The following is a 23,368-nucleotide window of genomic DNA, read 5'->3' as shown; positions in this document are numbered from 1 at the left end:
GAATGCGCGCAGGCGCTGCAGCAACTCGGCGGACTTGGGGGACGGTTCGGCAAACATGGGCGCTCCTTGGGACGAAGCCATCATTGGACCCCGGGGCGATCGGCGCTGTCGATCACCCGAGCGACAGCCCTCAGCGACCGGTGATGACCGGCGCCCGCTTCTTGACGAAGGCGTGCTGCGCGCTCAGTCGCTGTCGCTTCGGCCTGAAAACGCAGCGCCGTTCGGTTTCGTCCGCATGCCCGCTAGGAGATGCTTCCACGGCAGCTGCGCCGGATCGGCGATGAACGGTCCCGGCGCGCGCACCACGAGAATTTCTTCGGCGATGGCGGCGAAATCGGCCCGGAAGTGGACGGAGCTCTTGTTCACGAGGATCTTCATCTTCTCGGGATCGATGCCGACCGTGCGGTACATGTTCCTGTCGAGCAGCTGCGCCTTGGCCGAACTCACCGCGATGCGCACGCCGTCGATCCGCAGGCGTGCCATCCGCCCGAGGTCGGCCTGCTTGCCATTCATCATCGGGCCGCCATAGACGAACCTGCCGTCGGAAAGCGCCTCGACCTCATAACGCGCGCGCAGCGGCTCGTCGCCTTCGACCTGGGGGCATCCGCCGAGCGCGATGTCGATATGGGCGCCCACGCCCGCCTGGTGCGCGGCCGCGGCGGCGGCCGGGTCGCAGATCAGGCCGATGGCGGCCTCCCTCGCGCCATGCTTCAGCAGCGCCCGCAGCATGCCCATGGAGTTGGAGTCGCCCCCGACACCGGGGTTGTCCTGGGTGTCCGCCAGGATCACCGGGCGGCTCGCCGCCTCCGACACGCGCATGGCGCGCTGCACCGCCGCGTCGGGCTCGTCGAACTGCACCGCCCATTGGTCCTCGGGATGACAGACGCGCGCGAAGAGCGTGTCGATGGCCCGTTCGACCCGGGCCTTGTCGAAGCCGTAGCCCCAGACCACGGGTCCGCATTCGGCGAAGTCGGCCGCCGGGAAGCCGGGGGCGAAGGAAAGCGAGAGCACTTGCGGCTCCAGCTCCTCCAGCAGGTCGTACACGCCGCGCGCGGGCTGCATCATGGTGGACATGCTGTTCACCGGAATGAGGAAGGGCACGCGCCGCGCCACGCGATGAGCCGGCTGGTCCGTGCGCGTCAGCGCCATCAGGAGCTCGCCGGCCCTGCGGCCCGTGTCGGCCATGTCGATGTGCGGATAGGTGCGATAGGCGACCACGCCGTCCGCCAGGGTCAGGATCTGCTCGGTGACGTTCGCATGGGAATCGAGCGAGACCACGATCTTCATCGCCGGGCCCACGACCGCGCGGATGCGCGCCAGCAGTTCGCCTTCGCCATCGTCGAGATGCTGCGCGACCATCGCGCCGTGCAGGTCCAGGTAGATGGCATCGAAGGATGCCGTTCTCGCGGCCTGGACGATTTCGCCGGCGATGCGTTCGTAGGCGTCGCTCGTGACGTGGGCCGAGGCGCCCGCGCCGGCCCAGATCACGGGCGTGACGCTCTGTCCCTGCCCGCGCACGAAGTTGATGAAGCCGCTGACGGGCAAGTTGACGTTCAGCAAGCCCAGGACGTCTTCGCCGCGCGCCAGGCCGGGGAAGTCCTCGCCGCGAACGAAGCTTTCGTAGGTGGCCAGGGTCGGAGCGAAGGTGTTGGTCTCATGCTGGAAACCGGCGACGAGGATGTTCACGGTGGGCTTTCTTCGGGTGGGTGGCGGCGCGTCACTGGGCAGTCAACTGGATGGAGCGCGCCATCTTCTTGAACTTCTCCGTCTCGTCGGCGTAGAACTTCGCGGAAGTCGCCAGCGACTGCGGCTTCATCGGCTGGACGCCCGATTGTGCGAGCGCCTTCGCCATTTCGGTCGACTCGATGGCCTGCTGCGAGGCCTGCAGCAGCACACGCAGGCGATCGTCCGGAATGCCGCTCTTCGCCATGACGGCCAGCCAGATCGAATACACGAGCTCGCCCTTCTGCGCGATGCCGCTTTCGGAGACGGCTGGCACATCCGGCAGCGTCGGCATGCGCCGGTTGTCGAGCACGTTGAGCGCCTTGATCTTGCGGCTCTCGAGCATCTGGATCGAGGCGCCGAGGTTCGGCAGGATGGTCATGTCGACCTGTTGGCCGACGAGGTCCTGCATCATCGGCGTGGCGCCCTTGTAGGGCACGTGAAGCAGCTTGGCGCCGGTGGCCTGCGCCAGGTATTCGGAAACGATGTGGTACATCGACCCGTGGCCGGGGCTGCCGAAGGTCAGGCTCTGGCTGCCGGGCTTCCTGCCCGCCGCAATGATTTCCTCGAGGGAGGTGAAGGGCAGGTCGTTCCGGGCCATCACCACCAGCGGATGGTTGGAGATCGGCGCCAAAAGCGCGAGCTCTTCCGGCTTGTACTTGGCCGAGGCGTTGGACAGCGGCGCAAGGATCGCCTCGTTGGGCGAACCCATGATCAGGGTGTAGCCGTCGGCCGGACGGCTCAGCAGCCGCTGCACGGCGACGGCGCCGCCGGCGCCCGGCAGGTTCTCGATGATGAAGGGCTGGCCCAGCGCCTTGGTCATCGCCGGTTGCATGGCGCGCGCCAGCACATCGGCAGGACCGCCCGGCGGAAAGGCGACCAGCATCGTCACCGGCTTGGATGGAAATGCCTCTGCTGCGAGGGCCGGTGCGGCGGTCAGCACGCCTGCGAGCAAGGCGGCGGCGGTCAGCGCCATCACGCGGGCGAGTCTCCTGGGGGTGTGTCTCTGCATGTCGTCCTCTTTCCTTTGAACGGGGTGTGTGGAGGGGTGCGGCGTCGGGGTGGGCGAATTCTTCGATGTAGGATGAGTTCGAGCAACAGCAATTTTTTGCGCACTTCGTTGCTCTATGGGCAACACTTCGACGGGCCGAGAACCATGCGTGAAATCAACCAGAAGCGCCTGAAGTACTTCCATGAGGTGTTCGTCCACGGCTCCATCCGCGGCGCCGCGGATGCGCTCAACACGGCGCCATCGGTCATCACCCGGCAGGTCGCATTGCTCGAGGAAGAGCTGGGGCTGATGCTGTTCGAAAGGCAGGCGCGCGGCGTCGCGCCCACCGATGCTGCGCTCCACCTTCTCGAATACTGGAGAGCCTGCCAGGCGCACCGAGAACGACTGGCCGAGCGGCTGAGCGCCGTCGAGTCGATGGATGCGGGAAGCGTGCGCATCGTCGTGAGCGAGGGCTTCATCGACGGGCTGCTGGAGGAGATCGTGGCGCCGTTCTGCAATGCGCATCCGAAGCTCTCGGTGGTGCTCGACGCGCTGCCCGTGAACGAGTTGCTCGCCGCCATTGCGGACGACTCGGCGAGCATCGGCCTCGCGTACAACCCCCAGTCCGATCCGCAGTTGCATGTCGTCGCCAGTGCCGCCGCACCGGCGAAGCTCCTGGTTCGGGCGGGGCACCCCCTGACGAAGATCGCCGGGCCCCTTCAAGTGCGGCAGATCCTGGCCTTTCCCCTGGGCCTCATGCCGCCGGGCTACGGCGTCGGAAGGCTGGTGGAACTGCTGGAGTATGCGGAGCATGTGAAGCTGCACCCCACCTTCCGCAGCAATTCGGTGGCCGGCCTCAAGCGCTTCGTGCGGTCGACGGACGGTGTGACCTTCATCGGCGCCGGCCTGGCCGCAGCCCCGGAGATCGAGGCCGGCGATGTCGTGGCGCTCGAACTGGCCCACCCGCTTTGCAGGAAGGCGAAGGTGAGGCTGCTCGTGCGCCATGGGCGGCCGCTGTCCGCAGCCGCCGGCCGGCTGGTGGAGGAGATCCGGCAGAACTTCTCGGTGTTCAAGCGCAGGTGAGCGCGACCGGAGGTTGGCGGCTCGTCCGGCCAAGGCGACGAAGCCGGCCGTCATTTCGTCGAAGGCCCTCACCTTTTTCGACGATCTGCTCTCTACCATTCGTCGCGCCTGGCTTTTACAGTTTCTTCAAGGGGCACGCCTTGCCCGGTGGAGAAAAAAATGCCCAAGCTTCAAATCAAGAACGTCCTGGTCCTGGGGGCCGGCAAGGTCGGCAGCACGGTGGCGGACATGATCGCGGAGTACCACCGCATTCCGGTCACCCTGGCGGACCTCGAGCCTGGGCGCAGCGTCGAGAGCGATCGCCTGGTGCGCCGGATCGAACTGAACGTCGAGAGCGATGCGGAGCTGGGCGCCGCGCTCTCAACCCATGCCGTGGTGATCAACGCGCTGCCGTTCTACCTGGCAGGCCGCGTGGCCACCGAGGCCGCCCGGCGGGGCGTGCACTACTTCGACCTGACGGAGGACGTGGCGGCCACGCGCGCAATCTGGGAGCTCGCAGGCAGCGCGACCTCGGTCCTGATGCCGCAGAGCGGCCTGGCTCCAGGCGTGATCGGCATGCTCGGCGGCCATCTCGCGGGACGCTTCGACGAGCTGTACGACCTGCGCCTGCGCGTCGGCGCCTTGACCCGCAACGCGACCAACAGCCTGCGCTACAACTTCACCTGGAGCATCGACGGCGTCATCAACGAGTACTGCAATGCGTGCGACGCCATCGTCAACGGGCAGCTCGTGTCCGTCCAGCCGCTCGAAGGGCACGAGACCTTCACGCTGGATGCAGAGGCCTTCGAGGCCTTCAACACCTCCGGCGGGCTGGGAACGCTTTGCGAGACGCTGAAGGGCAAGGTCCGCAACCTCGATTACAAGACCATCCGCTATCCGGGCCACCGCGATGCCATGGCCTTCCTGCTGCATGACCTGCGGCTGATCGAGCGCCGCGATCTTCTTCGCCAGGTGCTCGAGCATGCGGTGCCGCACAGTCGCGAAGACGTGGTGATTCTGTTCGCTGCTGCCTCGGGGCTGCGCAACGGCCGCTTCGAGCAGGAGACCCGAGTGGGCCGCGTCTTCGGTGCCGCCCTGCGTGGCGAACTGCGCACGGCCATCGAGCTGACCACCGCGGCCGGCGTGGTGGGCGTGCTCGAGCTGCTGCAGCAAGGCAAGCTGCCGCAAGCCGGCTTCGTCGGGCAGGAGCAGGTGCCGCTCGAGCAGTTCCTGGCCACCAGGGTCGGGCACTACTATGCGAGCCTTGGCATCGCGCCTGTTGCGCGCGAGCGAGCGGGGGAGCCGGCGCCCGCCTGATCGGGCGATAGCTTGCAGAAGGCGCCGGGGTCGGTGGGGGCCGGGCTTTCACTTGGTGGCCCACGCATGCGGCACGCCACAATGGCCCCTTTCTTGTGCCGGCAGTGCCCATGGACATCCGACTCGACGACCTCGACCGCCACTTGCTCGACCTCCTGCAGGCCAACGCACGCGAGCCGGTGGCTCATCTTGCGCGCAAGCTCAAGATCGCCAGGACCACGGTGGTCGCCCGCATTGCGCGCCTCGAAAGGGAGGGCATCGTGTCGGGCTACGGCGTGCGCTTCGGGACTCGGGTGGAGCAGGCGGCCGTGCGCGCCTTCTGCGGCCTCAGCGTCAATGCGAGGAGCGGGGCGGCGGTGATCAAGGCGCTCGACGGGCTGCCCGAGGTCGAGGAGGTCTGGGCCGTGAGCGGCCAGTTCGACTACATGGCGCTGCTGCGCTGCGACACGCCCGAGCAGCTGGATGTGCTGCTGGACCGGCTCGGCCAGATCGAGGGCATCAATCAGACGCACACCTCGATCGTGCTGAGCCGCAAGATCGACCGCCGCAGCATGGTGGCGCCGGTCCCTTGACGTTGGCGCAGGCCCCCGGGCGGCCCCGGCTCGGCCGCTCAATCGATGGCGACCTTGGCGTCCTTGACGAGGTTCGCGTACTTGGCCGTGTCGTCCTTGATCTGCGCCGCCATCTGCGCGGGCGAGTCGCCCACCGGCTCGGCGCCGATCTCTTCCATGCGCTTCCTGAACTCCGGCGACTGGATGATCTTCACCATCTCCGCGTTGAGCCTGGCGATCACCTCCGCGGGCGTGGCCGCCGGCGCCAGGATGCCGAACCACGTGCCCTGGTCGAAGTCCTTCATGCCGGCCTCGGCCAGCGTCGGCACGTCGGGGAGGGTGCTCGAGCGCTTGGCCGTGGTCACGGCCAGTGCGCGAAGCTTGCCGGCCTTGATGTGCTGGACCAGCGGCGTCAAGGTGTCGAAGGACATGTCCACCTGGCCGCCGAGCAGGTCGGTGGTGAGCGGCGCGCTGCCCTTGTAGGGCACATGCAAGAGCTCCACCCCCGTGGTCGTCGAGAACTGCGTGCCGATCAGGTGCTGCACCGTGCCGTTGCCGTTCGAGCCGTACGACAGCTTGCCGGGTGCCGCCTTGGCCTGCGCAATGAGGCTCTTGACGTCGGTCGCCGGCGACTTGGCGTTGACCACCAGAACGTTGGGCACCAGGGCCACGGTCGTGATCGGCGTGAAGCTCTTCTCGAAGTCGTAAGGCAGCTTCTTGTAGACGCTGGTGGCGATGGTGTGGTGAACCGCACCCATGAGCAGCGTGTAGCCGTCGGGCTTGGCCTTCGCCACGTAGTCGGCGCCCACCGTCGCGCCTGCGCCCGGCTTGCTCTCGACGACCACCGGCTGGCCGAGGCTTTGCGACAGCGGGGTGGTGATGGCGCGTGCCAGCGCGTCCGAGCTTCCGCCCGGCGGAAACGGAACAACCAGGGTGATCGGCTTCGCGGGCCAGGACTGCGCGGCGGCAAGCGACGCGGCAAAGCCAAGCGCCAGGGCCGTCAGGATGGTGCGGGTGTGAAGATTCCTTGGCGTCATGGTCATGCTGCCTTGCGTTGCGCGCTGGCGGCCACCAGGCTGCACATGGCCCGGGTGACTTCCGCGGTGGTGGCCGTGCCGCCCAGGTCGCGGGTGTGCAGCGACTTGTCGGCGGTGACTTTCTCGATGGCCTGCATCACGCGCCGGGCGGCATCGGTTTCGCCGAGGTGCTCCAGCAGCATCACCACCGACCAGAAGGTGCCCACCGGGTTCGCCAGGCCTTTGCCCATGATGTCGAAGGCCGAGCCGTGGATCGGCTCGAACATCGAGGGATAGCGGTGCTCCGGATCGATGTTGCCGGTGGGCGCGATGCCCAGGCTGCCGGCCAGCGCGGCAGCGAGATCGCTCAGGATGTCGGCGTGCAGGTTGGTCGCGACGATGGTGTCGAGCGATGCCGGGTTGTTGATCATCCGGGCCGTCGATGCATCGACCAGTTCCTTGTCCCACTTGACGTCCGGGAACTCCTTGGAGATCTGCACGGCGATCTCGTCCCACATGACCATCGCGTGGCGCTGGGCATTGCTCTTGGTGATGACCGTGAGCTGCTTGCGCGGACGCGACTGGGCCAGCTTGAAGGCGAAGCGCATGATGCGCTCCACGCCGGCGCGGGTCATCATCGACACGTCGGTCGCGGCCTCGATCGGGTGGCCCTGGTGCACGCGGCCGCCGACGCCGGAGTACTCGCCTTCGGAGTTCTCCCGAACGATGACCCAGTTCAGGTCGTCCGGTCCGCAGCGCTTGAGCGGGCCGTCGATGCCGGGCAGGATGCGCGTCGGGCGCACGTTGGCGTATTGGTCGAAGCCCTGGCAGATCTTCAGGCGCAGGCCCCAGAGCGTGATGTGATCGGGGATGTGCGGGTCGCCGGCGGAGCCGAACAGGATGGCGTCCTTGTCGCGGAGGGCGTCGAGGCCGACGTCCGGCATCATCACGCCGTGCTCGCGAAAGTAGTCGCCGCCCCAGTCGAAGTTCTCGAACTCGAATTTGAAACTGCTGCCGGCCGAGGCCAGCGCTTCCAGGACTTGCTGGCCGGCGGGCACGATTTCCTTGCCGATGCCGTCTCCCGGGATGGTGGCAATCTTGTACGTCTTCATGGGCTTGTCTCTGTGGGTGGTGGGTAGAAGGTGCCGCTACTGTAGGGACTCGACGGACCACCGGCTCGGCGCTAGAGTGAATCCATTGTTAACCTGGATTCAACAGTGGAGCCGCCATGACTTCTGCCATCGTGCCCGCGGACCTTGGCTTCTTTTCGACCCTGGCGAGCGCCGGAAGCCTGAGCGCCGCGGCGCGCGAGCTCGGCGTCACCACGCCCGCGGTGAGCAAGCACCTGGCGCTGATGGAATCGCGGATCGGGGTGTTGCTGGTGAACCGGTCGACGCGGCGCATGAGCCTGACGCCCGAAGGCGAGCTCTACCTGGAGCACGCGCGCCGCATCCTCGGCGAGATCGATGGCATGGAAGAGCTTCTCGGCGTTTCCAAGGCGATTCCCAAGGGCCTCCTGCGGGTCAACGCCACGCTGGGCTTCGGGCGCAGTCACGTGGCGCCGCTGATCTCGAAATTCGTCCGCAGGTACCGGCAAGTGGAGGTGCAGCTGCAGCTGTCGGTCAACCCGCCGCCGCCGACGGAGGACCTCTTCGATGTCTGCGTGCGCTTCGGCGCGCCGCCGGACAGCCGGGTCATCGCCAGGCGCATCGCGGCCAATCGGCGCCTGTTGTGCGCGGCGCCGGCCTACCTCGCGAAGCACGGCATCCCGAAAGTGCCGAACGACCTGACGAAGCACAACTGCATCGGCATCCGCCAGGGCGAGGAAGCCTACGGCGTATGGCGGCTGGCGAGCGGCAGGGGCCGCAACGCCAGCACCGAAGCCGTCAAGACGCGAGGAAACCTCACCACCAACGACGGCGAGATCGCGGTCAACTGGGCGCTCGAAGGGCACGGCATCCTGATGCGGGCCGAGTGGGACATCGAGCGCTACCTGGGCAACGGCCGGCTGGTGCAGGTGCTGCCGCAGTACTACACGCCGGACGCGGACATCTACGCGGTGTATCCGCAGCGCCACCAGCTGGCGGCGCGGGTGCGGGCCTTTGTCGATTTCCTGACGCTTTCCTTCACGCAGCAGGCGGCGTCTGCCAAGCCGTAGCTCGCAAAGCCGTGCTCGACGAAGCTACGGTTGCGAGTCGCGGCATGCATAGCTCGCTGCCAGCCACTTGTCGCCGCCGATGTAGTGCGGGTAGCCAGGATAGCGGCACATGGGCCGGGAGCCTTCGACGGCAAATGGCGGAAGGCCTGCCTTGCGAGTCTGCACGATCGCATCGGCCGGCGGCGTTTGCGTGGTCACCCAGCGATCCAGCGGATCGAGCAGGTCCGCCATCGTCGGCACCGCCACCTTGTCCGTGACCGAGCGTGCATTGCCGGAGTGCGTGGACGACGGCGACACGTACAGACGAAGCGATCGGTCCACGCTCGCCTGGCCCAACCGGGCCACCACCGCCTTGTAGTACTCGATGCCCATCAGCGGGCTCTGGGCCCGGTCGGCTGCGTTCTCTCGAATGATCAACTTGCCGCCGCGGGCGAAGAAGGCCGACAGATCCGGGTTCGTGGAGTCCATGAGCGAGGAGGTCTGCTGCACCCGCTTGGTGAACGACTCCGGACGATAGCTGCGCACGTCGAAGTTCGCGTCGCGCGCGATCGCGTAGCGGACCCAGTTGCTGCCGTAAAGCCACTGCGTGGCTGCCGTCGATGCGTTCGGCGGCACGGTCGGCGCGGCGCTGCCGCTCACCCATCGAACCAGGTTCATGGCCGCAGCGCCGTCCAGGCTGTCCTCATGGCCGTAGAGCCACTGCGGATAGGTGGTGATGCCGTTGGCCAGTGGGAAGGTGAAGGTGTAGGGCGAATGAATGCCGCGCATCAGCGACAGCTCGGCGTCCGACAGGCAATGCGCGCCTGCATCGGTGCCGCCCGGGCAACGCAGCGGCTGCAGGTTCACGCGCTGCTGGCAGGCCAGGTAGTTGTTGACGACCCCATCGGCGAGCCCGTCGAGCGCATCGCAGGCGTCGGACGTGGCCTTGGCGATCAGCGGCGTTTTGGAAGCGTCCAGCCAGTCGCCGAACTGCGGCACTTCGTTGCGCACGAAGGCGTGGAAGAGGCCCGTCCAGTTGATGACCGGCACCACGCTGACGATGCCGTCGTAGTCGGCCGGGAAGCGCTGGGCCATGGTCAGGCCTTCGCGGCCGCCTTCGGAGCCGCCGAAGTAGTAGAGCTGGCGCGGCGCCTGGCCGTAGACCGAGCGCATGAGATCCACCGCCACGTCCCTGACCTTCTTGTACGAGGCGTAGGCGAAGTTCTCCAGCATCTCGTCGTTGAGCGCGAACGCCCCGGGCTCGCTGGCTGGGGAGGCGGACGCCTGATGGCCCGAGTCGGTGCCGAAGGTGGCATAGCCGCGCGCGATTGGCAGCGGGTCGCCCGGCGCGGCATCACGCAAGGGCGCGAGCCCGCTGATCGTCACGCCGTTGAACCCGCCGCCACCGTATTGCAGCGCCTTGCCGTTCCATCGGGTCGGCAGGTTGAGCTGGAAGTTGATGGGCTGCGCCCTGGGATCGCGCGGGGCCACGCTGCCGAGCACCTTGCAATATTCCGGCGTCGCCGGCGTAACGGTGTTGCCGCTGACGGACTCGGGCGCGGCCGTCACGAGCACTGCTGAAAGCACGGTGGCAGGCCCGCTGGGCAAGCCGATGGAGGAGGCGGGAATCGTTTTGCCGGAGAGCGTCGGGCATGCCGCCCCCACCTGCTGGCGCGATGGCGCGTGGCTGCAAGCGAGCAGCGCCAGGCTGATCGCGATCACGGGGAAGAGCTTCAAGGTTCTCATGGACGTCGGCAGGGGCGATGGATCGCTTGAGTGTATGGATGGGCTGCGCGACTGCGAATCTACAGATGATTGGCATTGGCCGAAACAGGAGCTGCGGGTTTTCTCCATGAGGCCGGCGCACCTTCCCGAATCAGCGCCCCGGGCCGTCGAGCAGTGCAATCTCCGCCAGAAGATCGGCGAGCGCGACCTTCACGAAGTCCAGCGTCGGCTGATGGACGAGCTGCCCGTCGCTGATCTGTGCAGCGACGTTCGCAATCGCGACATGCTGCCGGACCACCGGCCGCGCCAGGGTGGCCGCCAAGGCGTCGCGGATCTGCGCCTGCGCGCGCACGCCGCCGGCGGTGCCGGGCGAGGCGGTCATGACCAGCACCGGCTTGCCCTTCAGCGGCGAGGCGAACCCAGGGCGTGAGGCCCAGTCGATCGCGTTCTTCAGCACACCCGGCATGCCGTAGTTGTATTCGGGCGAACAGACGACCAGCCCGTCGGCCTGCGAGATCGCTTCCTTCAGCCCGGCCACGGCCGCAGGCGGCGTGGCCCCGTCGAGGTCGGCGTTGTAGAGCGGGATCTCATCCAGCGCAAAGAGCTCGATGGATGCCGAGCCCGGCAGCAGCGCCTGAAGGCTGCGAAGCACCGCGGTGCAGTTCGACCCGCTTCGGATGCTGCCGGAGATTCCGAGCAGACGGGTGGGGGAGGGTGAGGTTCGTTGGTGCATGGTCACGGATGTTTTACAGACATTGAAGTTTATGCATAAAATGCGTCAAATGCACAGATGAGAGCAACAGCGCAACTGGAGACATCATGCTCAAGGTCAACCGGCCCACGCCTTCGCACTTCGGAATCTTCGTCACCGACCTGGAACGGATGGTGGCCTTCTACACGGAAACCTTCGACCTCACGGTCACCGACCGGGGGGAGGGACGGACCTTCAGGAACAAGCTGGTCTTCATGAGCGCCAGCGCGGACCAGCACCATCAACTGGTCCTGGCCTCCGGCCGGCCGGCGGAGGCGAAGTTCAGCACCGTGATGCAAATCTCCTTCGTGCTGCCGAGCATCCAGCACCTGCGCGACATCTCGGCCCGTGCGGCCGAGCGCGGCGCCACCGAGATTCGCGGCCTCAACCACGGCAATGCGCTGTCCGTCTACATGCTCGACCCCGAAGGCAACACCGTGGAGATCTATGTCGACACGCCGTTCTACGTCGCGCAGCCCCACGGCGACCCCCTGGATCTGTCCAAGGACGATGAAACGCTGATGCGGGAAACCGAAGAGGCCTGCCGGCTAGACCCCACCTTCATGCCGCTCGCGCAGTGGCAGGCGCAGTTCGAAGCGCAGTCGCCCGCACCCATCGCATCCGCTGCCTGACCCTCGCGGCAGGCCTTCTTCCCCCCGCATCCCAACTGGAGTTCCCATGAAGCTTTTGTCATTCGTTCATCAAGGCCGCGAAACCTGGGGCGCCGTCGTCGGTGACGGCGTCGTCGACCTGGGCGCCGCGCGTCCCCGGCACGCGAGCCTGGCTGACTACATCGCCTCGGGCGAGTACACGCAAGCGGCCCAGCATGTCGAAGGCCTGCCGATCGCCGCCAAGCTGGCCGACATCCGCTTCCTGCCCGTGATTCCGCGTTCCGAGAAGATCATCTGCGCGGTGCGCAACTACATGGACCACCACCAGGAAGTGCTGGCCGCGGGCATGCAGCGCGAGCTGTCGGAGCAGCCGCCCATCTTCCTGCGCGTCTGGCGCTCGCAGTGCGCGCACAACGAACCGATCGTGCGCCCGCACGTGTCGGAATCGCTGGACTGGGAAGGCGAGCTCGCCGTGATCATCGGCAAGGGCGGGCGCAACATCGCCGAGGCGGACGCCTACGACCATGTGGCGGGGTATGCCTGCTACAATGACGGCAGCGTGCGCGAGTGGCAGTTCCACGCCAAGCAGATCGCCTCGGGCAAGAACTTCGAATCGACCGGCGGCTTCGGCCCGTGGATGGTGACCGCGGACGAGATCGAGCCCGGACGCCAGCTCAAGCTGGAGACGCGGCTCAACGGCGAGGTCGTGCAGTCGAGCCACACCGGGCACATGATCTTCAGCATTCCGAAGCTCATCAACTACGCCTCGACGATCTTCACGCTGACGCCCGGCGATGTCATTGCGACCGGTACGCCCGCCGGTGTCGGCTGGAGCAAGAAGCCTCAGCGCTTCATGAAGCCCGGCGACGTGTGCGAGGTGGAGATCGAGGGCATCGGCATCCTTCGCAATCCGATCGTCCAGCAGGACTGAGGCTTGCGCAAGTGGCCGCCGACGAGCGCGGCCTTCATTCCAAAAGAACATCGGAGACAACACCATGCGGCGCAGACGATTCGTTGCCGCAGGCCTCACTCTGGCCTGCGCGGCACCACTCACGGCTTCGGCCCAGGACTTCCCGGACAAGCCGATCAAGATCTACCAAGGCTTCGCCGCCGGCGGCAACGCCGACACGATCGCGCGCGTGGTCAGTGCGGAGATGAGCAAGGGCCTGGGCCAGCCCTTCGTGGTCGAGGCCCAGACCGGCGCCGGCGGAACCATCGCGGCGACGACGGTGGCGCGGGCTCGGCCCGACGGGTATACGCTGCTGCTGGCCACCGGGGGGCATGCGGTCGCGGGAGCGCTCTACAACAAGCTCAACTACCAGACCGTGGCAGATTTCCAGATGATCTCCACGGTCACCTTCTTTCCCTTCCTGCTGGTGGTGCGAGCAGACTCGCCCTACCGCAGCCTTGCGGAGCTGCTCGCCGCCGCCCGTGCCGATGCGCGCAGCGTCTCGTACGGCTCGGCCGGCGTCGGCTCCACGCATCACCTGGCGGGTGAACTCCTGGTCAGGAGCGCAAAGGCCGAGCTGCTGCACGTGCCCTATCGCGGCGATGCCGCTTCGGTCACGGCACTGCTGGGCGGCGAAGTGCCTCTGATCGTCGCCCCGCCGACGGCCGTGATGGCCAACATCAAGGCGGGCAAGCTGAGGGCGCTCGCCACCACCGGCGCGCAGCGCTGGAGCGCGATGCCCGAGGTGCCGACGGTGGCGGAGCAGGGCGTGGCGGGCTACGACGTGAGCTCCTGGGCCGGCTTCATGGCGCCCGCCGGCACGCCGCGCCCGGTGGTCGAGCGCTTGCGGTCGGAGACACTCAAGGCCCTGCAGGTGGCCGCCGTCCGTGCGCGCCTGGAGAACATGGGCGGCGAAGCGCGCGGCAGCACGCCGGAAGAAATGACCACGATGGTGAGCGCCGAGCTGAAGCGCTGGACGGCCGTCGTGAACGATGCACACATTCCAAGGCAATGAGGTTTTCATGTCCCTGATCGAAATCCGCAAGCGCAGTCTCGCCATCGAGACCATCTACCACGAAGGCGGGCCGCCGGTGGAGACGCCCCTCCGACTGGCCGCTGCCTGCGCGGTGATCCGCAACCCCTATGCCGGGCGCCACGAGGCCGACCTGATGCCCTTCATGGCCGAACTGCGCTCCCTGGGGACGCTGCTGGCCACCGAGCTGGTCGAGACCCTCGGGCGCGACCAGGTCGAGGTCTACAGCAAGGCCGCGATCGTCGGCGTGAACGGGGAGCTGGAGCACGGTGCCGTCTGGCACGAGGCGGGCGGCTGGGCCATGCGCGAGGTGCTGGGCGAGCCGAAGGCGATCGTTCCGTCGTCCAAGGCGGTCGCGGCGACGGGCTACCGGATCATGGTGCCGCTGCACTACATCCACGCGGCCTACGTGCGCAGCCACTACAACTCGATGGAGATCGGCATCCAGGACGCGCCGCGGCCCAACGAAATCCTCTTTGCGCTGGTGATGGGCACCGGCGGCCGCGTGCATGCGCGCCTGGGCGGGCTGACGAAGGACCAGGTGTCCGTCCACGACGGCCAGCGCTGAGGCATGCCGTTCGAAGATCATGAAGGCCATTCAACTCCAGGCGCCCGGCGGGCCCGAGGTCCTGCAGCTCGTCGAGCTGCCGCTGCCGCAGCCCCGGGCCGGGGAAGTGCGGGTCAAGGCCATGGCGATCGGCGCCGGCGGGCCGGACGTGCTGATCCGCAACGGCACCTACAAATGGATGCCGCCGATGCCGGCGATTCCCGGCAACGAGATGGCCGGCATCGTCGATGCGCTCGGCCCCGGTGTGAGCGCGCTCCAGGTCGGCCAGCGCGTGCTCGTGAGCGCGCGTGAACTGGCGCAGCGCGGCGGCTGCTATGCCGAGGCCATCTGCGTGCCCCAGGCTGCGCCCTTCGTGCTGCCGGATGCGATTCGATTCGAGGACGCGGTGAGCCTCGGCAATTTCCAGCTCGCGCTGGCCATGCTGTCGAGCAACGGCAATTGGCCGGCGACCACCATCCTGGTGCCCGGCGCGGCTGGCGGCGTGGCAACGGCGCTGGTGCAGGTCGCCCGCGACCGCGGGCTGCGTGTGATCGGGACCGCCTCGACCGCAGAGAAGAGAAGCCTCGCGCTGGCCAACGGTGCCCACGAGGTGATCGAGAGCGACCCGCAGGGCCTGACCGGGAAGGTCATGCAACTGACGGATGGCCGCGGCGTCGACCTGGCCTTCGACCACTTGGGCGGCGAGCTCTTCATCGCTTGCCTGCGTGCCCTGGCGCCCTGCGGCATGGTGGTCTCCTACAACATCGTCAACGGTCCGCCTGCCGGCGACGTGTTCGAGGAACTTCGCAAGCTGCTGGGCAGGAGCCTCGCCGTGCGCACGTTCTCCATCCATGCCTTCGATGCGGATGCGGGGCAGCGGCGGGGGCTGATGGAGTCCGCCATCGCTCTGATGGCCGAAGGCCGCGTCCGCGCGCCGAAGCCCACGTCATTCCCGCTGTCGCAGGCGCGCCATGTGCATGAGCTGCTCGACCGTGGAGGCGTGCCGGGCAAGATCGTGCTGCTGCCTTGAGCCCCGTCGCGAGGCATGTTCGCCTCTTTGCAAGCTCCGTGCGTTCATGCATAAAATGGCTCCCATGAACTCACTCATCGCAGTCCCGTCCGAGCCATCGACCCCTCTTGCGGAGCAGGCTTTCAGGAGCCTGCGCCGCGACGTGCTGACCGGCTTGTTCGAGGCCGGCAGCAAGCTGAAGCTGGACGACCTGCAAGAGCACTACGGGTTCTCCAGCAGCCCGCTGCGCGAGGCGCTGAGCCGGCTCGCACAGGAAGGGCTGGTCAAGGCGGATGAACGCAGGGGCTTTCGCGTTGCCCCGATTTCCGCCGACGACCTCGCCGACATCACGCACATGCGGCTGATGCTCGATGTGGAGGCGCTGCGCAGTGCCATCGAGCTGGGCGACGACAGCTGGGAGGGGGCGATCGTCGCCGCGTTCCATCGGCTCGAGAAGATCGAGTCTCGCCTCAGCGATGGGCCCGTCATCCTGGACGAGGAGTGGAGCGAGCTGCACAGGAACTTCCATGCGGCACTGATTGCCGCCTGCGCCTCCGAGCGCCAGCGCCTGTGGAGCGCGAGCCTGTTCGACCAGGCCGAGCGTTACCGGCGATTCTCGGCGCGCCACCGGCAGGTCGGCCGGCGCAAGTCCAACGAGCACCGCAAGATCATGGAAGCGACGCTGCGGCGCGACGCCGAGACCGCCTGCGCGCTGCTCGCCGAGCACATCCTCAGCACACAGCGCAATGTCGAAGCGGCCATGCGCCGCACAGTCGCCGCATAGCGTTCCATGGCTTGCTGCAGGCGCACACGGCCTGCACATGCACCTGGTCGCGGCGCCGTTGCCGCAGGTCGGCCGCCGGCTTTGTCCGACTGCTGCCGAGCTGCCGCTCCATTTCTGCTGCAATCGAGCTCCCGGCCTGCCCCCAGGCTTCGCATTTGATGCAGATCAATTCACTTCTCGGCACGGCTGCTACCTTGACGGTCGCAGTGCCAGACATGAAGTGGAGAGTTTCAAATGACGATGATGAAGGCAGCAATCTTCGTGCAACCGGGTCGTATCGTGCTGGACGAGAAGCCGATTCCCGACGTCGGGCCGCTCGATGCGCTGATGAGAGTGACCACGACGACGATCTGCGGGACCGATGTCCATATTCTCAAAGGCGAATACCCCGTCGCCAAGGGCCTGACCATCGGTCATGAGCCGGTTGGCGTGATCGAAAAGCTGGGCTCCGCCGTCTCGGGATTTCGCGAAGGTCAGCGGGTCATTGCGGGTGCCATCACGCCCAGCGGATGGAGCAACGCCTGCCTCTGCGGTGCATGCTCGCAGGATGGCGCCGGCACAAAGCATGGCTGGAAGCCCATGGGCGGTTGGAAGTTCGGCAACACCATCGACGGCTGCCAGGCGGAGTACGTTCTGGTACCCGATGCCATGGCCAATCTGGCGCCGGTGCCGGATGACTTGACGGACGAACAGGTACTCATGTGTCCCGACATCATGTCCACCGGCTTCGGAGGCGCCGAGCGCGCGGGCATCCGCATCGGCGACACCGTCGCGGTCTTCGCGCAAGGCCCGATCGGCCTTTGCGCGACGGCGGGCGCCAAGCTGAGCGGCGCAACGACGGTCATCGGCGTGGACCACCTGTCGAACCGGCTCGAGATCGCGCGCCGCATGGGCGCCGATCATGTGATCGACAGCAACGCGAAGGACCCGATCGACGAAATCATGCGCCTCACCGAAGGGCGGGGCGTGGATGTCGCGATCGAGGCACTGGGCAAGCAGTCGACCTTCGAAGCTTGCCTGCGGGTACTGCGGCCGGGCGGAACGCTGTCGAGCCTGGGCGTCTACTCCAGCGACCTGAAGATTCCGCTCGGCGCCTTCGCAGCAGGATTGGGCGATCACCAGATCGTGACCACGCTTTGTCCTGGCGGCAAGGAGCGCATGCGCCGCCTGATGGCCGTCATCCAGTCCGGTCGCGTCGACCTCGGCCCAATGGTGACGCATCGCTTCAAGCTCGACGACATCGAGCAGGCCTACGAACTGTTCGGAAACCAACGCGAGGGTGTGTTGAAGGTGGCGATCACGCCTTGAGCCATCCTTGAGCCATCGTCGGCCTATGCATCCGGCATTTTCCGCTCTGCGCATGGAACGCCCCGCCGAGGGTGACCAGCAACATGCTCCGGAAGCTTCGCAATGGCACGCTCGGGGTGGCGACGATGTGCTCGCTGCGCTGGAAAGCAGCCACGGAGGCCTTACCCAGGCGGAGGCCGCGCTGCGCCTGGCCGTGCACGGTCCGAACGCGCTGCCGCCGGCGCCCACCCGCCACCCGCTGACCCGCTTCCTTGCCCAGTTTCACAGCACGCTCATCTATGCATTGCTGACGGCGGCGGCCGCCGCCGCCTGGTTGGGGCATGGGCTCGACGCTGCGGTGATCGTCGCCGTCGTGCTGGTCAATGCGATCGTCGGCTTCCTCCAGGAAGGCAAGGCGGAGAACGCCCTGGCCGCGATCCGGCGCCTGATCTCGCCGCGCGCCCATGTCTTGCGCGACGGCAACCGCTTGAGCGTGTCGGTTGCCGACCTGATTCCGGGCGACGTCGTGTTGCTCGAAGCGGGCGACCGCGTGCCGGCGGATCTGCGGCTGCTGCGGGCGCGCGGCCTGTTGATCGACGAGGCCTTGCTCACCGGCGAGTCGGTCGCTGCGCAGAAGCAGGACCGCCCGGCAGCCCGCGATGCTGCGCTCGGCGACCGCCACAGCATGGCGTTCTCCGGCACGATGGTCGCGGCCGGGCAGGCGAGCGGTGTGGTCGTCGCCACGGGCATGCGTACCGAGCTCGGGCGCATCAGCGACCTGCTGTCGTCGGTGGAGCCGCTGACCACGCCCTTGCTGCGCCAGATCGACCGGTTCGGCCGCCGCTTCGCCGCGCTCGTGGCTGCCGGCGCGGCGATGCTCTTCGCCTACGCCGTGTGGATTCGCGAATGGAGCTGGGTCGATGCGCTGATGGCCGTCGTCGCGATGGCAGTCGGCGTGATCCCCGAAGGGCTGCCGGCCGTCATCACGATCACGCTGGCCATCGGCGTGCAGCGCATGGCCGCGCGCAACGCAGTGATCCGTCGGCTGCCCGCCGTGGAGACCCTCGGCGCGACGTCGGTGATCTGCTCGGACAAGACGGGGACACTGACGCGCAACGAGATGACGGCCTGCCGCGTCATCGGGCCATCGCACACCTTGATGGTCGATGGCGAAGGGTACGCGCCTCACGGACGCCTGCGTGCCACCGGCGACAGCGACGATGCCGATGCGCTCGCCGATGCGACCGCACTGCTGCGCTGTGCATTGCTCTGCAACGAAGCGACCCTTCGGGAGCTCGATGGGGCGTGGACCGTCCTCGGAGATCCGATGGAAGGGGCGCTGCTTGCGCTTGCCGGCAAGGCTGGACTCGATCCTGACCACGAACGCGGCAATTGGCCCCGTGTGGACGAAATCCCGTTCGACGCCGTCCACCGGTTCATGGCGACGCTGCACCGGGACCCCTCGGGACAATCGGTGGTGTTCGTCAAGGGCGCGCCCGAGCGGATTCTGGAGATGGCGCAGCCGATGTCCGGCGCCATTCGCGCACGTTGGGCGGCGGCGCTCGCCGAAGCTGCCTCGAACGGCGAACGCTTGCTCGGCTTCGGCGCGAAACGCCTGCCGGCGCAGCATGGTCACCTCCACTTCGATGACGTCGCCGGCGGCGTCGAGTGGCTCGGACTCGTGGGCTTCATCGATCCGCCACGCCAGGAAGCCCGTCGCGCGATTGCGGAGTGCAGGGCGGCCGGCATCGCCGTCAAGATGATCACGGGCGACCACGCCGATACGGCGACAGCCATCGCCCGGCAGCTCGATCTCTGCGACGAGCCGCGGACACTGACCGGTGCCCAGCTGGACGCCGTGTCGGACGCGTCGCTGCCCGACCTCGTCGAGCACACCCACGTGTTCGCGCGCACCAGCCCGCAACACAAGCTGCGCATCGTTCGGGCCCTGCAATCGCGAGGGGAGGTGGTCGCCATGACAGGCGACGGCGTCAATGACGCGCCATCGCTCAAGCAGGCCGACGTGGGCGTGGCCATGGGCATCAAGGGCACCGAGGCGGCCAAGGAGGCTTCCGAGATGGTGCTGCTCGATGACAACTTCGCCTCCATCGTGAATGCCGTGCACGAGGGCCGGACCGTGCACGACAACGTTCGCAAGGTCATTGCCTGGACGCTGCCGACCAACGGCGGGGAAGTGCTGGGCGTGTTGATCGCGGTGCTGCTGGGCTTCGCGCTGCCGATGAGCGCGGCGCAGATCCTCTGGGTGAATCTGGTCACGTCGGTCACGCTGGGCTTGGCGCTTGCCTTCGAGCCGCCCGAGCCGGGCGTGATGGCCCGGCCTCCGCGGCGCGCCGATGCGCCCCTGCTCTCGCGATTCATGCTGTGGCGAGTGGTGCTGGTGTCCACCATCTTCGGCATCGTGACGCTGGGACTGCTTTTCCATGTGCTGGGTCGCGGCGACAGTCTGGACACCGCGCGCACGCTGGTCGTCAACGCCGTGATGGCCATGGAGGTGGCGTACCTCTTCAACGTGCGCTATCTGGGCATGCGATCGTTCACGCTGCGCGGCGCGCTCGGCACGCCTGCCGTGCTGGCCGCGGTGGGGGCGTTGGCGGCGATGCAACTGGCCTTCACCTACCTGCCGGTGATGAATCGGCTCTTCGCGACGCAACCGTTGGCGGCTGTCGACCTGCTGCTCGCAGGCGGCGCGGGCGGCGCGTTGCTGTTGTTGCTCGAGGCGGAAAAGGCACTCGCTCGCCGATTGCGGCTATTCCGGGAGCTCGTGCCATGAATGCCACGCCGCGTTCGGCGGTACAGAGCTGCCAGGTCGCTGGGCGTGCGGGAACCATACAACCAGGAAGATTTATGAAGATACTCATCGCCGCTGACGGAAGCATCTACACCGAGCGAATGCTGGACCATCTGGCAGCGCACGATGAATGGCTGAACCAGGTGCACCGATACACGGTGGTTCACTGCGTGGAGCCGATGCCCCCGCGCGCAGCCGCGTATATCCCGGGCGATGTTCTGAAACTCTACTACGCGAGCGAGTCAGAGCGGGTGTTCGAACCGATTCGGGCATTCTTCAAGCGCCACGGACTCCATGCGGACCACGTCAGCAGGGTCGGGGGTGCCGCGCGGGTTGTCGCGGCGATGGCCGATGGCGATAGCTTCGATCTGATCATCATGGGGTCGCACGGTCACGGCGCGCTCGCTGGACTCTTGATGGGATCGGTCACGATGAAGGTCCTCGCCTTGAGCAAGGTGCCTGTTCTGATCGTGCGTTGAGGCGGGAGGGTGGAGCAGGGCGCAGCGTTTGCGGGGAAGCCGGGCCAAGAGCGTTCATGGCGCGGGGAGCGGTTCGGATACATTGCGTCAGGGCCTTCGAGCCGGCGCGACCGGATCGCCGGCCCGGCGCCCTTCGAGCCGCAGCCCGGTGATCTTGGCGTCCTGAAGCGCGAGCACGAAGCGCATCTGCGGACCCGCAATGGCAAGCTCGAGCTGGAGCCGCGCCGCGATCGTGTTGCAGCGCAGATGAACCCCGCCCCAGCTTGCCGTCGCGTCGCGGACCGACAGGGATGCCATCTCGAAGCCCAGGCCGCTGCCGACGGCCTCCGAGTGGAGGCGGATCGCATTGCGGCCTTCGCCGCGTCCCTCGGTGCGGGCCTGCACGCCCGGCATGGCGAAAAGACCGTCGCTCAGCTGCACCTCGCCCGAGAGCGCTGTGCGTTCCAGCAACAGGTGCGCCTGTTCCGTGAGGCCGTGGCTCTGGTCACCCGCGGCCTGGCGCAGCAGCGCCTCGGCAAAAGCCTGCAGCTGCAGCTTGCCGCGCTCGGACACCCACGGGCTCAGCAAGGCGCCGCGCCGTTCGAATTCGACCCCCATGAGCGGCGCCGATGCAAACTGGTAAAGGTAGCTGCGCCCGTTCGGGGCGTCGACATACAGTCCGAGCCGGCTCACGCCCATGCGTGAATCCGGTCCCACGTGTTCGACGGTGGCGTCGTTGAAGTCGATCCGGCCATGCCGTATCGGCACCGTCACCTCGGCGTCGAACAGCAGGTGCGCGTCGGTGATCTCCCCGCGAATCGTGCCGTCGGCACTTGCGAGCGGGCCGAGGCACCATGTGCCGGCCTCTGCCGCGCCCGCCTCGCCTGCCCCGATGCCGGCAGCCCGCACCGCGCCGCCCCGCGCCTGAAAGGCGCCCAGCAGCGCCCCGAGTTGCGGCGGCAGGATCAAGGGACCGTGCAACCGGACGCCCGAGAGCTCGGCTTCCGCCGCCTCGACAACGGGCAGATGCGGCCTGCCGGCCTCGATCCGCATCTGCCCCACCAGCTCGTGCACGACGACACGGCCGATCTCCAGCACCAGCGGTCCCGACGCAAGCCGGAGCGCCTCTGCATCGAGCTTGCGGATACCGAGCTCGATCGCCCCCTCGTGGCCGGGCTTCCAGCTGACGCCTTCGAGCGAGCAGCGATTGCCCGCGGCCTCGTCGGAAGCGCCGAGCGCCAGGCCGAGCACGAGATCGACGAGCGAAGCCGCGGACGGGACGGTCATGGCAAAGCGTTGTACCAGACATCGGCCTCCAGGCCCCGCTCCCGTAGCGTCCTGCAGCACTTGGCGGTTGCGAAACGAACCCGTCGCAGGCACGATGTTGCCGCGCTGCGCAGAACTCCTGGGCCGCCTGCCGCCGCCGGAGTTCCAGCTGCCGAGTCCCACGGGAACTTCACCACCCATGTTCTTCCTCTGGCCCGAGTCCCTCTGGTTGCTGCCGGCGCTCGCGCTGCTGCCGGCGGCGTATCTCTGGCTCCTGAACCGCCCGGGCAAGGCGGCCTTGCGCTACAGCAACGTGGGCATGGTGCGCGCGGCGGCGACCGGACGCCAATGGCGGCGGCACCTGCCGCCCGCGCTGTTCCTGCTGGCCTGCTGCGGCTTGCTGATCGCCGCGGCGCGGCCCGTGGCGCGGGTGCCCATGCCGTGGGCGCGGACCTCGATCATCCTGGCCATGGACGTGTCCCTCAGCATGCGCGTCAGCGACGTCAAGCCGACCCGGCTGGAGGCCGCGCAGGCAGCGGCCAAGCTGTTCCTGCGGGAGCTGCCCAAGGAGATCGAGGTCGGGCTCGTCACCTTCGCCGGAAGCAGCCAGGTCACCCAGCGCGCGACGCTGGACCGCGCGTCGGTGGTTGCAGCCATCGACGGCTTTCAGATGCAGATGGGCACGGCGGTCGGCAACGCGATCGTGCTGTGCCTGGCGGAGCTGTTTCCGGATCAGGGCATCGATCTCGGCGACATGAGCTTCGGCAGCAAGCCGCAGGGGCGCAGCCTGGACGACAAGGCGAAGCCGCCGCCCAAGCCCTTCACGCCGGTGGCGCCGGGCTCCTACGATTCCGCCGCGATCATCCTGCTGAGCGACGGCCGCCGCACCACCGGCGTCGATACGCTGGCGGCGGCGCAGATGGCCGCGGAGCGCGGTGTCCGCATCTACGTGGTGGGGCTGGGGACGGTGGACGGCGACGCTTCGACGCCGGACGGCATGGCCATCTACATGAAGCTGGACGAGCCGACCCTTCGCGAAGTCGCGCGGATGACCGGCGGCGAGTACCACCATGCCGGCACGGCCGAGATGCTGCGCAGCGTCTACGAAAAGCTCGGCTCTCGCGTGCAGGTGCTGACCCGTGAGACCGAGCTCGCCGGCGTGCTGGCGCTGGTCTCTGCCTTGATTGCGTTGACGGCGGCAACGCTGTCGCTGCTCTGGTTCGGGCGAATCGCCTGAGCTCGGCCGATCCGCTGCCGGCCGGGCGCGCCCGCACGTCCTGCACGCACGCCTCGCATCGACCGTCCCCTGACGAGAGCCATCGCAGCCGTTGCCGCGCTGCCCG

The 23,368-nt window shown here is 67.6% G+C and carries 21 protein-coding genes; 14 read left to right on the top strand and 7 right to left on the bottom strand.

From position 1 onward, the window contains the following. Positions 1-183: 183 nt before the first annotated feature. Together AC3A6Y_RS33805 and AC3A6Y_RS33800 are read right to left on the bottom strand one after the other, a co-directional pair. Entirely contained in the window at positions 184-1,686 is a 1,503-nt protein-coding gene (locus AC3A6Y_RS33805; RefSeq protein ID WP_487872585.1) for a M81 family metallopeptidase, read from the bottom strand. 31 nt (positions 1,687-1,717) lie between these two features. After that, the gene (locus AC3A6Y_RS33800) at positions 1,718-2,734 is read right to left on the bottom strand and encodes a tripartite tricarboxylate transporter substrate binding protein (RefSeq protein WP_487872584.1); all 1,017 of its coding nucleotides are present in this window, start codon (positions 2,732-2,734) and stop codon (positions 1,718-1,720) included. 144 nt (positions 2,735-2,878) lie between these two features. Here AC3A6Y_RS33800 and AC3A6Y_RS33795 point away from each other — a divergent pair, with 144 nt between their 5' ends. The 3 genes from AC3A6Y_RS33795 to AC3A6Y_RS33785 all read left to right on the top strand — a co-directional run bounded on the left by AC3A6Y_RS33795 (position 2,879) and on the right by AC3A6Y_RS33785 (position 5,664). Further along, positions 2,879-3,796: a LysR substrate-binding domain-containing protein gene (locus AC3A6Y_RS33795; RefSeq protein ID WP_487872583.1), complete on the top strand. Its 918-nt coding sequence runs from the start codon at positions 2,879-2,881 to the stop codon at positions 3,794-3,796. 159 nt (positions 3,797-3,955) lie between these two features. Next, complete coding sequence (locus tag AC3A6Y_RS33790; RefSeq protein WP_487872582.1) at positions 3,956-5,092, top strand: saccharopine dehydrogenase family protein; 1,137 nt, start codon at positions 3,956-3,958, stop codon at positions 5,090-5,092. 110 nt (positions 5,093-5,202) lie between these two features. Beyond that, positions 5,203-5,664 (top strand): Lrp/AsnC family transcriptional regulator, encoded by a 462-nt coding sequence (locus AC3A6Y_RS33785; RefSeq protein WP_487872581.1) that lies wholly within the window; start codon positions 5,203-5,205, stop codon positions 5,662-5,664. Between the two features lie 38 nt (positions 5,665-5,702). On the opposite strand, the gene AC3A6Y_RS33780 is transcribed toward AC3A6Y_RS33785, so the two are convergent. After that, a complete protein-coding gene (locus tag AC3A6Y_RS33780; RefSeq protein ID WP_487872580.1) occupies positions 5,703-6,680 on the bottom strand; it encodes a Bug family tripartite tricarboxylate transporter substrate binding protein in 978 nt (325 codons plus the stop codon). 2 nt (positions 6,681-6,682) lie between these two features. Continuing rightward, positions 6,683-7,771, bottom strand: a complete 1,089-nt coding sequence (locus tag AC3A6Y_RS33775) for a tartrate dehydrogenase (RefSeq protein WP_487872579.1) — start codon at positions 7,769-7,771, stop codon at positions 6,683-6,685. Positions 7,772-7,887: 116 nt separating this feature from the next. On the opposite strand from AC3A6Y_RS33775, the gene AC3A6Y_RS33770 reads away from it, so the two are divergent. Next, a complete protein-coding gene (locus AC3A6Y_RS33770; protein ID WP_487872578.1) occupies positions 7,888-8,817 on the top strand; it encodes a LysR substrate-binding domain-containing protein in 930 nt (309 codons plus the stop codon). A gap of 24 nt (positions 8,818-8,841) precedes the next feature. Here AC3A6Y_RS33770 and AC3A6Y_RS33765 read toward each other — a convergent pair whose 3' ends face one another. After that, complete coding sequence (locus tag AC3A6Y_RS33765) at positions 8,842-10,533, bottom strand: tannase/feruloyl esterase family alpha/beta hydrolase (RefSeq protein ID WP_487872577.1); 1,692 nt, start codon at positions 10,531-10,533, stop codon at positions 8,842-8,844. 139 nt (positions 10,534-10,672) lie between these two features. Continuing rightward, positions 10,673-11,254: an NADPH-dependent FMN reductase gene (locus AC3A6Y_RS33760; RefSeq protein ID WP_487872576.1), complete on the bottom strand. Its 582-nt coding sequence runs from the start codon at positions 11,252-11,254 to the stop codon at positions 10,673-10,675. A gap of 86 nt (positions 11,255-11,340) precedes the next feature. Here AC3A6Y_RS33760 and AC3A6Y_RS33755 point away from each other — a divergent pair, with 86 nt between their 5' ends. The 9 genes from AC3A6Y_RS33755 (at position 11,341) to AC3A6Y_RS33715 (ending at position 20,780) form a co-directional block, all read left to right on the top strand. Beyond that, the gene (locus AC3A6Y_RS33755) at positions 11,341-11,904 is read left to right on the top strand and encodes a VOC family protein (protein ID WP_487872575.1); all 564 of its coding nucleotides are present in this window, start codon (positions 11,341-11,343) and stop codon (positions 11,902-11,904) included. Between the two features lie 46 nt (positions 11,905-11,950). Next, positions 11,951-12,814, top strand: a complete 864-nt coding sequence (locus AC3A6Y_RS33750; protein ID WP_487872574.1) for a fumarylacetoacetate hydrolase family protein — start codon at positions 11,951-11,953, stop codon at positions 12,812-12,814. A gap of 64 nt (positions 12,815-12,878) precedes the next feature. After that, entirely contained in the window at positions 12,879-13,847 is a 969-nt protein-coding gene (locus tag AC3A6Y_RS33745) for a Bug family tripartite tricarboxylate transporter substrate binding protein (RefSeq protein WP_487872573.1), read from the top strand. Positions 13,848-13,854: 7 nt separating this feature from the next. Continuing rightward, entirely contained in the window at positions 13,855-14,433 is a 579-nt protein-coding gene (locus tag AC3A6Y_RS33740; RefSeq protein ID WP_487872572.1) for an amino acid synthesis family protein, read from the top strand. A 19-nt stretch (positions 14,434-14,452) separates the two neighbouring features. After that, positions 14,453-15,442 (top strand): zinc-dependent alcohol dehydrogenase family protein, encoded by a 990-nt coding sequence (locus tag AC3A6Y_RS33735; protein ID WP_487872571.1) that lies wholly within the window; start codon positions 14,453-14,455, stop codon positions 15,440-15,442. A gap of 46 nt (positions 15,443-15,488) precedes the next feature. Further along, positions 15,489-16,205, top strand: coding sequence for a GntR family transcriptional regulator (locus AC3A6Y_RS33730; protein ID WP_487872586.1), 717 nt, complete (start codon positions 15,489-15,491; stop codon positions 16,203-16,205). Positions 16,206-16,439: 234 nt separating this feature from the next. After that, positions 16,440-17,513 (top strand): NAD(P)-dependent alcohol dehydrogenase, encoded by a 1,074-nt coding sequence (locus AC3A6Y_RS33725; RefSeq protein WP_487872570.1) that lies wholly within the window; start codon positions 16,440-16,442, stop codon positions 17,511-17,513. A 52-nt stretch (positions 17,514-17,565) separates the two neighbouring features. Beyond that, positions 17,566-20,283: an HAD-IC family P-type ATPase gene (locus tag AC3A6Y_RS33720; protein ID WP_487872569.1), complete on the top strand. Its 2,718-nt coding sequence runs from the start codon at positions 17,566-17,568 to the stop codon at positions 20,281-20,283. Positions 20,284-20,357: 74 nt separating this feature from the next. Then, positions 20,358-20,780 (top strand): universal stress protein, encoded by a 423-nt coding sequence (locus tag AC3A6Y_RS33715; protein ID WP_487872568.1) that lies wholly within the window; start codon positions 20,358-20,360, stop codon positions 20,778-20,780. A gap of 87 nt (positions 20,781-20,867) precedes the next feature. On the opposite strand, the gene AC3A6Y_RS33710 is transcribed toward AC3A6Y_RS33715, so the two are convergent. After that, a complete protein-coding gene (locus AC3A6Y_RS33710) occupies positions 20,868-22,046 on the bottom strand; it encodes a hypothetical protein (RefSeq protein WP_487872567.1) in 1,179 nt (392 codons plus the stop codon). A gap of 178 nt (positions 22,047-22,224) precedes the next feature. On the opposite strand from AC3A6Y_RS33710, the gene AC3A6Y_RS33705 reads away from it, so the two are divergent. Then, complete coding sequence (locus AC3A6Y_RS33705) at positions 22,225-23,262, top strand: VWA domain-containing protein (protein WP_487872566.1); 1,038 nt, start codon at positions 22,225-22,227, stop codon at positions 23,260-23,262. Positions 23,263-23,368: the final 106 nt, after the last annotated feature.

The sequence above is a fragment of the Variovorax sp. Soil_C_17 genome (assembly GCF_057657265.1).
This window is presented reverse-complemented; position numbering and strand designations above follow the sequence as displayed.